This window comes from Bacillus andreraoultii, assembly GCF_001244735.1.
Lineage (GTDB): Bacteria > Bacillota > Bacilli > Bacillales > Caldibacillaceae > Caldifermentibacillus > Caldifermentibacillus andreraoultii.
Genome location: NZ_LN868937.1, coordinates 2,060,694 through 2,070,728, shown reverse-complemented (window position 1 = coordinate 2,070,728; position 10,035 = coordinate 2,060,694). Strand labels below are relative to the sequence as shown.

Genomic DNA, 10,035 nt, shown 5'->3' with positions numbered 1-10,035 from the left:
AACGATTGAAGAACGTCACCCCGCCGTTGGTCTTGTTGAAAAAATTCTTCGGAATAGCGACGTTGACCCGAAATTCGAAGAACTAGAACAACGCGGGAACGTAAAGGGGGTTGCGTAATATGGAAATGAAACCAATGCCGGAAAATTTACCTTTCGCGATAATGTTTACGGAATCTATTAATAAAATGCCGCACGTTCACAGTTATGCTTACGAAGAAGACCGCGACGCAGTTTACGAAAGTTTTATAGAAACGGGCAGAATTACGATTCGCGACGATAACCTTGGCGGAATAGAACGGGAAGTTGAACCCGTCTACGTTGCCCGAATGGATTTCGTTGACGGAACGGTGAATATGACGAAAGTAATCGAAAATATCGAAGAACTTTGATTGGACGGAATTGCCGTCCTTTTTTATTTTATCAAAATTTTTAATGTAAACTTGTTGACGATTGTCGAAAACTGGCATATAATATAATTGTAAACAAGATTACGAAGGGAGAAGATTACATGAAAACAAATCTCGAACTTTGCCGAGAAGCATTTCAAGCGATTAATTCCTTTAAGAGAAGCCGTTGCCTAACGCAACAGTACAGAAAAGAAGGCGACGAACTGAAATCGCAATATCACGAATTGAAAATGTATAAAGAGTTCGACCGATTAGAACTAGCGTTACGGGCGATTCAAAAGAACGAAAGAATAGTACAATATCGTCAAGAACACGACGACGAACACGACGAGGACGAAGAAGATGACGACGACGATAGCGAAGATAACGAAGTAGTAGAACAAGAAGTAGAACAAGAAGTACATTAAGTCGAATAATAATAGATAACGTCCCGAACAAAAAGTTCGGGCGTTTTTAATTTAGCCGTCACAAACAACCCCAAAGTCACAACATTTATAAGTGTAAACAAGACTACAAGGGGTTGTTGCGAATGAAGAATAAATTCGAAATTCGTGGCGACGTGACGGTTATCTTCCTTCGATATAAGGGGGAATCGACCACAACGTTAATATCGACCGAAGACCTTCCAAAGGTGTCTTCGATTCAAGGTCGTTGGTATGCTATGAACGTTGGGTCAAATGAAGAACCGAAAATCTACGTCGGAACTAATATCGGCGGTGTTACGATTTATCTTCATCAGATTATCGCACAAAATCCGCCGAATACCGTCGTAGACCATTACAACCATTGTACGTTAGACAATCGCCGCGAAAATCTTATCTCCGTTTCTAGGTCGGAAAACGGACAAAATCGTAAGTCGGCACAAAAGAACAATCGAAGTTCGGGCTTGCGAAATGTTTACCGAACCAATAGCGGAACTTGGTACGTCCGCCTTGTTAAGAACGGAAGAAGGATTTACGTTGGTACTTTTAAAACTATCGAAGAAGCCAATCAAGCGGCTATCGAAGCAAGGAAGAAATATTTCCATAGTGCTTCCTAAAAACAATTAAGGGGGAATTAATTATGAAGTTAAAAATCAAAAAATTATCACCTAACGCAGTAATTCCAAAACAACAACACGAAGGCGACGTTGGGCTTGACCTTTACACAATCGACGAAGGTGTATTACAACCAAACGAAAGAAAATTATTCAAAACTGGAATCGCAATCCAACCCGAACGGGGTTACGAAATGCAGATTCGACCAAGAAGCGGGTTGGCGTTGAAACACGGAATCACAGTATTAAACGCACCAGCAACAATCGAACCAACTTATCGGGGCGACGTTGGAATTATCTTGTATAACGCAGGCAACGAACCGTTCGAAGTGAAAGCGGGCGACCGAATAGCCCAAGCGGTATTTAAGAAATACGAAGAAATAATCGAAACGGAAATCGTTGACGAGTTAGACGAAACAGAACGCGGAACAAAAGGCTTCGGTTCAACGGGGGTGTAATTCTATGAAGATACTTGATTTTATTTTTTGGACTTTGTTCCCAACGCTTTCAACAATATGTGTGATTCCGTCGTATGTTCCGCAGATTGTCCGAACACTCAAAACGAAGGACGTTTCGGGTATTAGTACGTCGTTTTGGTGGTTAATTGTCGGGTATATCTTCTTTACTTGGGGAAGCGTTATTTATACTTGGATAAGAACGGGGGTAATGGGGGCGACCCTTGCCTTGACCGTAAATCTAGCTTCCGCAGTAACAATGTTAGTATTAGTATTGAAGTATCGTAAAAATGATGATACGATTTATTTAGACTTAAACAAGGAAACTATTAAGTAAAAGGGGTAATTTTAAATGTTTAAAAGAGTTCTTAAATATTTGGGACTTTCAATACTTGTTTTTGTAGGGGTTCTAGTAATTGGGGGCGGAGTTCTTTTCGGTTCACTAGCGTTTATGGACGCGAAAAGTAACGAACCAATCGAAGAACCGAAAGAAGAAGTTGTTAAAGCCGAATCACTTGAAAATGTATCTCATAGCGAGATTCGCGAAAGAGTATCAAGCAAGAGAAAACAGGCTTACGTAGACGAATTAGATTTTATGCAAACTATCCACGAAATGACGCACCAAAAAGTCGAAGCCGACCAAAAATGGGGCTTAACGCCGATAACGGAACAACAAATAGACAAAATGCTTAGAACGTTGGACAGAGAAGATTACGCAAACGAAGAATTCTATCGGGAAGCCTTGACCGCTTGGAAGAACGGCGATTTTTCGAACGCGGTCGAAGTTCATAACACGATTTGGGAATGGCAAGACGGAACACTCGGAAAAGCTACGGGTCTACTAACGCCCGAAGAAGAAGAAGAATATCTAAAAGAAAACAACATTGTTTTGACGGAAAAATAATTCCGTCATTTTTTTTTATATTTAATTATTTCATTATACGACGAATCGTGTTATATTATAAATGTAAACAATATTACTACATATTTTGAAAGGGGTAATCGAAATGAACGAAAAAGAAATCCTTGAATTTGCAATCAAAGGAATCGAAGCAGAAATCGAAAAGCACGAAAAACAAATCCGTAAGGGCGAACAATATCTTACAGACCTACGAAATGGTAAGTCAATCAAATCGCCAAAATCCGAATCCGAAATCGTTGAAATCATTCGTAAAAACCGTGAAGAAGCCGAAATTCTTTCTAAGAAGAAATTCGATTTAAGTTGGAAACTTGACGTTGAACTAGATAAATAATAACCGAATTACAAAGTCGTCGCAAATTGCGGCGGCTTTTTTATTTTGCCGTCACAAATCCCCGATTTCGTACAACATTTTAATTTGAACAATACGAAAAGGGGGTTCGACTATGAAGGAACAAATCAAAATCGCACTTTGCGGAAAAATCCGAAGCGGAAAGGATACGGTCGCCGATTATCTCAAAGATAATTACGGATTTACGTCGTATCGCTTCGCAGAAGGAATTTGGCAAGTCGGACGGTTATTGTTCCCGAAGGAATTCGCACCCGACGCACCAAAGCCGCGAAGATTATTACAAGATATTGGACAATATTTACGCCAAGTTGACCCGAACGTTTGGGTTCGATTTACGATTAATCAAATCCAGCGGGAAAACAAGGAACGCGTAATCGTGACCGACCTTCGACAACCAAACGAATATAAAGCGTTGAAGGAAGAAGGGTTCTTTATTATTCGCGTAAACGCCGACGACCGAATTCGAATCGAACGGGCGAAAGCGGCGGGCGATAATTTCAATATGAAACATTTGAACCACGAAACAGAAACACACGTCGACAAATATATCGTTGATTTCGATATTGATAACGACGGAACGATTGACGAATTAGTCGACCAAGTCGAAGAAGCCTTCGCACAAGCAAACGAATCGAAAGGGGGTATCAAATAATGCGGGGGCGATTAAATGAACAACAGGGTCGACCAACAAAAACTTGATACTCAATTCCCACTTGAAACGCCGCAAGGGGTCGCGGCTTTGCTTCAAAATTACAGATATGTAAAATCCGCGGCGTTAGACCGAAGCGATTTCGACGCTATTAATATACTTGTTGATTTCGAAAGGGTCTTCGATAAGGTGACGCTAACAAAACGCCAAAAAGAAGCGATTCGCTTGGTTTACGAAGAAAAATTGACGCAACAGGAAGCGGGAGAAGTGTTAGGAATAACCCAACAAGCCGTAGGTCAGTTGTTGCAAGCCGTCGCAAGAAAAATTTCGGAAGAATACGAAAAAGACTACTTGCGGACAAAAGGGGGAATCAAAAATGTTGGTTGAAGAACTGAAGAATAAACACTATTACGCCGGAATGTTTGTCGGTAACTATAAGGATAAATTTGAACAACTTGTTTCCGAATTGCTATTAATAGCGGACGACGAAGGGAATCCGCCTTCGTTGGTCGATAGAAAAGCGATTATTGTCGCGGCTACCGACGCTTATATCGACCAAATTGGATTGCAACCCGACGGCGTACAAATTCAACGCTTGGCTAATTGGTTGTTATACGAAGATTTAACGGACGGTAGACCCGATAAGGTAAAGTTGACCGAGTATCCTTTTTTGACCAAACGGCAATTAAGAACGCGGTATCGTCGCGAACAAGCTAACGATATTTTACCGCAAGTTTTGACCGAACAACATTATCTTCGCGGTAGACGTTCAAATCGTTGTCAATACGAAAACCAAAATCATAGGGGGACAAGATGAAAAAATTAAGTGAAATGAAAGAACAAATTTTGATTATTGGCGGAGGATTGCTATTCATAATCTTTGCGTTTGTTTATTTCATTTATCACTACGAAGAACCAAAGATTATCTTCGAAGGCGAAACGCGAACAATTTCAGACGTTGAAGAAATCATTTCAGACCGAATAGAAAGCGAAAATCCTTCGTTAGACCTTGAAGTTAGTATATCCGAAGAAAACGACGATTAAGGGGGAATGAATCGTGAAGCCGAATTTAGAAAAACAATTTCAAGCGTTAGACCAAAAATCTACGGACGTATTTCATTCGTTGGAACTTTCGCTTAAACAACTAAAGTCAAGGAACGAAGAACTTGCGAAAGTCTACGAAACTATCGAAGCCGAAATCATTAGATTAAAGCAATTACGACTTGATATTAATAATCGAATCGCTATGAATGAAAACGCGATTAATACGATTGATAGTTTGTTAAAACAAAGCGTCGCCTAATAAAACGGCGGCGTTATTTTTTTTTAAAATTTTTTTTCGGACAAGACGTCACAAAGCCCGTTAATTTTTCAACATTTGTATTTGTAACAAATCGGAAAGGGGTTTTGAATATGACGTTCTTAAAATCACAAAAGAAAATCTTCCCACAATACAAGGAATATTCAAAGTTCCTACAAAAACGGGAAGGTTACAAGGCTGGAACAGCTTATTTCTTTGCGAAACAAATGCAGGACTTTAATCAAAGCGGTTTAACGCCAAAACTTTATTTTGAACAAGTAAACAAGGAAGACCAAAGAGCGGCGGAAACATTCTTGAACAATTTCCGTCAATATAACCAATTTTTAACCGACCAATATTTCGGTGAAATGAATCAAGTTCGTTGGAAAATCGGACGCAAATACGCAAAGGGGGCTTGCTAATATGGTCGAAACAATTATGTTCACTCATAACGATTTAGACGGAATAGGTTGCGGTGTTATTCATAAAGCCGTATTCGGTAAGGACGCCGAAACGTATTATTGCGGCTACCACAACGTCGACGAAGTGATTGCTAAAACACTTGAAAACGTCAAAGAACAATATACCGCGGGATTTCCGAAAATCATTATTTCAGATTTAGGAATCACACCCGAAACCGCAAAACTAGTAGACAATTACCAAGGCGAAAAAGTATTACTTGACCACCATAAAACGAATTTATGGATTGCCGAACAATACGATTGGGCTACGGTTGACCTTGAAGCAAGCGGAACGCTATTAGTCTATGAACATTTAAACATAGACGAAGAATATCGCGACTTTGCTATTCACGTTGACGATTACGACCGTTGGATTCATTCGTTACCGAAATCTAAAGAATTGAATCGGCTTTACTACCTTATCGGAATCGACCGATTCGAAGAACGTTTCCTAACGAATCCACAAATTAAGTTTACCGAAGCCGAAAGATTATTGTTAGACCTTGAAGAAGAAAATATCGAACACTATACGAACAAAGTCGAAAAGGGCTTAAAGGTCTACGAACTATCGGACGAAAAACGATTCGCTATCGGATTTGCCGAACGTTATCAATCCGAGGTCGCCCACGAATTAATACAACGACTTGAATTGGACGCAATCGCCTTAATCGACGTCAATTACAAGAAAATATCATTCCGAAGCAAACCGAACTTTGACGTTGGGGCAATCGCAAAAGGTCTTGGGGGCGGCGGTCATAAAAACGCAAGCGGCGTAAATTTCGCTTACAAAGATATAAGCGATTTTCACGGAAACAAATATCCATTAATCGGCGTTCTTAATTCCTTAAATGATATGACCTTCGAATTGTTTTGGCGATTCAATCGAATATATGAATCTACCGAATATGCCGAACTAGAAAAGGTTTTTATCGGTGAAAGGGGCGAAAATTAATGGCTTTTATAGTCCCGCAGTACCAAACGCCCGATAACACCAAAAAGCGGCGAAAACGAACGATTTGGTGTCCTTATTGTGGCGATTGGACGCGATTCAAATATAACCAACCAATGAAATATTTCGAAGGATTTCGAAGCAGTTACAAACGTTGTGAAAAATGCGGAATATCCGACGAAGATTGGTACGTCAAGAAAGCAAACAAGTTATTCGGAAACGTTAAATTAAGGGGGAATTCGAAATGAGTAAAAACAAAACTTATATTGCGGGCGATATGCTTACAAAGGCTTCACAACTATTACGAGCAAAGGAAAAAGAAGATATTGAAAGAATCGGGCTTCCGTTCTACAATCCGCAAGATAACAAAGAAATCAACGACAAAGCGAACTTGGATAATAACGACGGACTAGCCGAAAAGATTGTCAAAGCAGATACCGACGCGATTTATTCAAGCGATATTATCGTAATCGAGCCGCAACCTTTCGCGTTAGGAACTCACGTCGAACTTGGTCAAATCAAAGGACGTAAAGACCTAGCGAAAGAAATCCTTGAATTGTTAGAAAACGAAGATTTGTCCCCCGAAGAAACGGGCGAACTATTATACGAAAAAGTTTCGAAAGCCGTGAATCAAAAAATCTATCCGCACTATGAAGACGCAAGACGTTTCAAAGGGGCAGTTGAAGCCGAAGACCGACGGGCGTTAGGTATCAATCAATACGTTTATGGCGTTTGCTTGGACTTGACAGACGGAAAGGGGTTCTATGAATGGGACGAAATACTAGACGAACTAAAAGAAATCAAGAATTCGAGAAACTAAGTTTCGAAGATTTACTTGAAAATCGTTTGGAAATCGGGGACTTGGTCGAGATAACCGCCAAGCCCCGCGGTAATCAAGACGTCGAAACGTTCTACTATTTGAAAGAATTCCACGGTAAACAAGGCGAACTTACGCGAATTGTTCGCGGTAAAGTTATAAGTTTTGAAATTACTTTTAAAGATGGAACACAAGGTTATTTCTATGAAAATGAAATATCTAAAATAGGGGGAATGAACAATGATTTTATCAGTAAAACAAAAGGAAAGAATCGCAGAACTAAAAGAAAGAATTGATTATATCGACGAAATCGTTTTGGAGAAAATAAGCGACCATAGCCAACCGCTACCATTGAATTTAATTTTAGAAGCCCGTTTCAATGTATTAATGATTACGGGAATCAAACTTGAAGCCGAATTGAAATACTTGGAAGAACAAGGCGACGAAGATTTGGAAGGCGTAATAAGCGTAAAGAGACGTCGTTTAGATATGATTAAAGGTCAAATAAACGAATTGAACAACGTCGCGGATATGCTTAACAAATACGATTCAGTTGGTCGTGAATTCGAAATTATTCGGGTATAGTTTTAAAAATTCGCGATTGTGAACGTAGAAAATAGAATAATTATTGATTGAACCCCAATTGGCGGCGGCTATCTTTAGGGGGTGTTATATAACAATGTTAAAGATTTTCATTATGGCTTGGATATTAGTCCAAGCTATTATTTTTGCACTATCCGTTTGGTTCATTGTCTTTGGAATCCGAAATTATAACGCCCGCAAGTTATTCGCTATGACGTTATTTATTTTAGGATTCGGCGGGGTTTTATTAGTAGTTCGAAACCTTATCGACGTTGGTCTTCTTTGATTCTAGCCGTCGCCGATTTTTCTTACATAGCGTCACAAATCGCCCTTTCGATTCAACATCTTAATTCAAAGGGGGCGATTAGTTGAAGCCATTAGAAATGTACGAAGTTTTAAAGCGATTTAATTTTCGTTGTTCCTTAACGGGTTCGGAAAATTATCATATCGAACATTGGCTTCCAAGGGCAAAAGGCGGCGAAACCGACGTTCGAAATTGCTATCCGTTGGACGCCGAACTTAACTTGAAAAAGGGCAAACAAAATCCGTTTGTCTTCTTCGAACGCGAAGATATACGACAACAAGTCGACCAAGATAAATATATCGAACTTGTCTTTTGGTTGGCTATGGTAAACGATATGACGGTCGAAGAATTTAGACGATACACTTTCGAACAATATGATAATTTCGAAGGGGGTTCGGGTAATGTATAAAGAATTACACCCAATGCGAGCAAATTCTTTCGATTATTTGAACGCTTCAAAGGAAGATTGGCAAAACGAAGATTACGTTTATGAAGTTAAATACGACGGTGAACGCGAACTTATTCATATTATGAAAGAACGAATTTATATGACGGGTCGACGTATTTCCGACGTAACGGGACGATTACCCGAAAAAGGCGAATTCGTTCCACAGCTAACGAAATACGATATTCCCGAATTATACGGGACAGTTATCGACGGGGAATTGGTTCACCCAAGCGGAAATTTCGATTTGCTTCGTTCTATTATGGGAAGCGGAACGGCGGAAAGAGCAATCGGAATCCAAGAAGAAAAAGACTATCTACACTATATCGCTTTCGATATTCTATATTACAAAGGCGAAGACGTAATGAATCGACCATTCGCCGAACGTCGTAAGCTATTAGAAGACGTTTACGAAATCTATCGAAAGATTGTCGGAGATTACTATATTCATTTAGCCTTACAATTCTATCCGTCGGAATACGATATTAAAGACCGATTTAACGCAGTTATCGAAGCAGGCGGCGAAGGTCTAATGCGAAAACGCCTTGACGGTAAATATAAACTTTGCGACGGTTCTAAAAAGTCGTCCGACGTTCAAAAACTGAAGAAATTAATTACGTTGGACGGAATTGTTACGGGTTATGAATATGGTAAAGGAAAATACAACAAGGATAAAATCGCAAAACTAAAATTCAGCCAATATAAAGACGGCGAACTTGTTGAACGCGGTTCATTCGACGGATTCACGAAAGCAACAATCGAAGATATGACCGTAAATATCGAAAAATATCTTGGTCGGGTTGTCGAAGTTAAATGTAACGAAATCCTAAAATCGGGAAAACTACGTCACCCGAAATTCAATCGTTGGCGTGACGATAAACCCGCAGAACAATGCGTTTGGGAATAAGGGGGAATTGGATTGAAGGTCGAAGTTCTTTCGAAGGAAAAAGTAAACGGGCGTAAAATTACGAAAATAAAGATTGATAATTTCGAAGTGACGGTTGAATCGAATGAACCGTCGCCAGAAGCGATAAAAGAATTCAATAAGTCCTTCTTACGACAAGTTCTTGAAGGAAATTATTCGAAAGGCGTTTCCGCTTGAATAGCGGGACGTCTTTTTTGCTATAATATAGTGAATCTAAAACGAAAGAGGGTGGTTATATGCTAACAAATCGAAAGCCCAATAGACTTATTCACGAAAAGTCGCCTTATTTGCTTCAACACGCTTACAATCCTGTTAAGTGGTATCCTTGGGGCGAAGAAGCGTTTGACAAGGCGAAGCGTGAAGGAAAACCTATTTTTCTGTCTATTGGGTATTCGTAAATGTTAGACTATTACGACATGCCACTGGTGTCATGT

The 10,035-nt window shown here is 39.7% G+C and carries 21 protein-coding genes and 1 pseudogene; all 22 read left to right on the top strand.

What is annotated here, in order from left to right; genetic code table 11:
• Window positions 1-119 precede the first annotated feature (119 nt).
• Window positions 120-389, top strand: a complete 270-nt coding sequence (locus BN2144_RS15060) for a hypothetical protein (RefSeq protein WP_033829039.1) — start codon at window positions 120-122, stop codon at window positions 387-389.
• A gap of 119 nt (window positions 390-508) precedes the next feature.
• Complete coding sequence (locus BN2144_RS15055; RefSeq protein WP_033829038.1) at window positions 509-814, top strand: hypothetical protein; 306 nt, start codon at window positions 509-511, stop codon at window positions 812-814.
• Window positions 815-1,068: 254 nt separating this feature from the next.
• On the top strand, window positions 1,069-1,446 hold the full coding sequence (locus BN2144_RS15050; RefSeq protein WP_187367020.1) for an AP2 domain-containing protein: 378 nt from the start codon (window positions 1,069-1,071) through the stop codon (window positions 1,444-1,446).
• Between the two features lie 23 nt (window positions 1,447-1,469).
• Window positions 1,470-1,901 carry a dUTP diphosphatase gene (dut, locus tag BN2144_RS15045; RefSeq protein WP_033829037.1) on the top strand — a complete coding sequence of 144 codons (432 nt, stop codon included), beginning with the start codon at window positions 1,470-1,472 and terminating at the stop codon, window positions 1,899-1,901.
• A gap of 4 nt (window positions 1,902-1,905) precedes the next feature.
• Entirely contained in the window at window positions 1,906-2,235 is a 330-nt protein-coding gene (locus tag BN2144_RS15040; protein ID WP_033829036.1) for a PQ-loop repeat-containing protein, read from the top strand.
• A 15-nt stretch (window positions 2,236-2,250) separates the two neighbouring features.
• The gene (locus BN2144_RS15035; RefSeq protein WP_050632333.1) at window positions 2,251-2,802 is read left to right on the top strand and encodes a DUF6241 domain-containing protein; all 552 of its coding nucleotides are present in this window, start codon (window positions 2,251-2,253) and stop codon (window positions 2,800-2,802) included.
• 103 nt (window positions 2,803-2,905) lie between these two features.
• The gene (locus BN2144_RS15030; RefSeq protein WP_033829035.1) at window positions 2,906-3,151 is read left to right on the top strand and encodes a hypothetical protein; all 246 of its coding nucleotides are present in this window, start codon (window positions 2,906-2,908) and stop codon (window positions 3,149-3,151) included.
• Between the two features lie 112 nt (window positions 3,152-3,263).
• Window positions 3,264-3,821, top strand: coding sequence for a deoxynucleotide monophosphate kinase family protein (locus BN2144_RS15025; RefSeq protein WP_033829034.1), 558 nt, complete (start codon window positions 3,264-3,266; stop codon window positions 3,819-3,821).
• Between the two features lie 15 nt (window positions 3,822-3,836).
• Window positions 3,837-4,205: a sigma factor-like helix-turn-helix DNA-binding protein gene (locus tag BN2144_RS15020; protein ID WP_050632332.1), complete on the top strand. Its 369-nt coding sequence runs from the start codon at window positions 3,837-3,839 to the stop codon at window positions 4,203-4,205.
• Window positions 4,198-4,635 carry a hypothetical protein gene (locus BN2144_RS15015; RefSeq protein ID WP_139017902.1) on the top strand — a complete coding sequence of 146 codons (438 nt, stop codon included), beginning with the start codon at window positions 4,198-4,200 and terminating at the stop codon, window positions 4,633-4,635. The genes BN2144_RS15020 and BN2144_RS15015 overlap by 8 nt, the downstream gene beginning before the upstream one ends.
• Window positions 4,632-4,862, top strand: a complete 231-nt coding sequence (locus BN2144_RS15010) for a hypothetical protein (RefSeq protein ID WP_033829032.1) — start codon at window positions 4,632-4,634, stop codon at window positions 4,860-4,862. The genes BN2144_RS15015 and BN2144_RS15010 overlap by 4 nt, the downstream gene beginning before the upstream one ends.
• Before the next feature lie 13 nt (window positions 4,863-4,875).
• Window positions 4,876-5,121, top strand: a complete 246-nt coding sequence (locus BN2144_RS15005; protein ID WP_033829031.1) for a hypothetical protein — start codon at window positions 4,876-4,878, stop codon at window positions 5,119-5,121.
• Between the two features lie 110 nt (window positions 5,122-5,231).
• Complete coding sequence (locus BN2144_RS15000; RefSeq protein WP_033829030.1) at window positions 5,232-5,540, top strand: hypothetical protein; 309 nt, start codon at window positions 5,232-5,234, stop codon at window positions 5,538-5,540.
• Window position 5,541: 1 nt separating this feature from the next.
• Entirely contained in the window at window positions 5,542-6,531 is a 990-nt protein-coding gene (locus tag BN2144_RS14995; protein ID WP_033829029.1) for a DHH family phosphoesterase, read from the top strand.
• 241 nt (window positions 6,532-6,772) lie between these two features.
• On the top strand, window positions 6,773-7,348 hold the full coding sequence (locus BN2144_RS14985) for a nucleoside 2-deoxyribosyltransferase (RefSeq protein WP_033829027.1): 576 nt from the start codon (window positions 6,773-6,775) through the stop codon (window positions 7,346-7,348).
• Window positions 7,297-7,641 (top strand): hypothetical protein, encoded by a 345-nt coding sequence (locus BN2144_RS14980; protein ID WP_033829026.1) that lies wholly within the window; start codon window positions 7,297-7,299, stop codon window positions 7,639-7,641. The genes BN2144_RS14985 and BN2144_RS14980 overlap by 52 nt, the downstream gene beginning before the upstream one ends.
• Entirely contained in the window at window positions 7,586-7,930 is a 345-nt protein-coding gene (locus tag BN2144_RS14975; RefSeq protein WP_033829025.1) for a hypothetical protein, read from the top strand. Before BN2144_RS14980 ends, BN2144_RS14975 begins: the two co-directional genes overlap by 56 nt.
• A gap of 94 nt (window positions 7,931-8,024) precedes the next feature.
• The gene (locus BN2144_RS14970; RefSeq protein ID WP_033829024.1) at window positions 8,025-8,213 is read left to right on the top strand and encodes a hypothetical protein; all 189 of its coding nucleotides are present in this window, start codon (window positions 8,025-8,027) and stop codon (window positions 8,211-8,213) included.
• A gap of 82 nt (window positions 8,214-8,295) precedes the next feature.
• On the top strand, window positions 8,296-8,640 hold the full coding sequence (locus BN2144_RS14965; protein WP_033829023.1) for an HNH endonuclease: 345 nt from the start codon (window positions 8,296-8,298) through the stop codon (window positions 8,638-8,640).
• Window positions 8,633-9,583, top strand: a complete 951-nt coding sequence (locus tag BN2144_RS14960; RefSeq protein ID WP_033829022.1) for an ATP-dependent DNA ligase — start codon at window positions 8,633-8,635, stop codon at window positions 9,581-9,583. Before BN2144_RS14965 ends, BN2144_RS14960 begins: the two co-directional genes overlap by 8 nt.
• Before the next feature lie 12 nt (window positions 9,584-9,595).
• On the top strand, window positions 9,596-9,778 hold the full coding sequence (locus BN2144_RS14955; RefSeq protein ID WP_033829021.1) for a hypothetical protein: 183 nt from the start codon (window positions 9,596-9,598) through the stop codon (window positions 9,776-9,778).
• Between the two features lie 59 nt (window positions 9,779-9,837).
• Window positions 9,838-9,996, top strand: a pseudogene (locus BN2144_RS20140) (DUF255 domain-containing protein); the annotation flags it as partial.
• Window positions 9,997-10,035 lie beyond the last annotated feature (39 nt).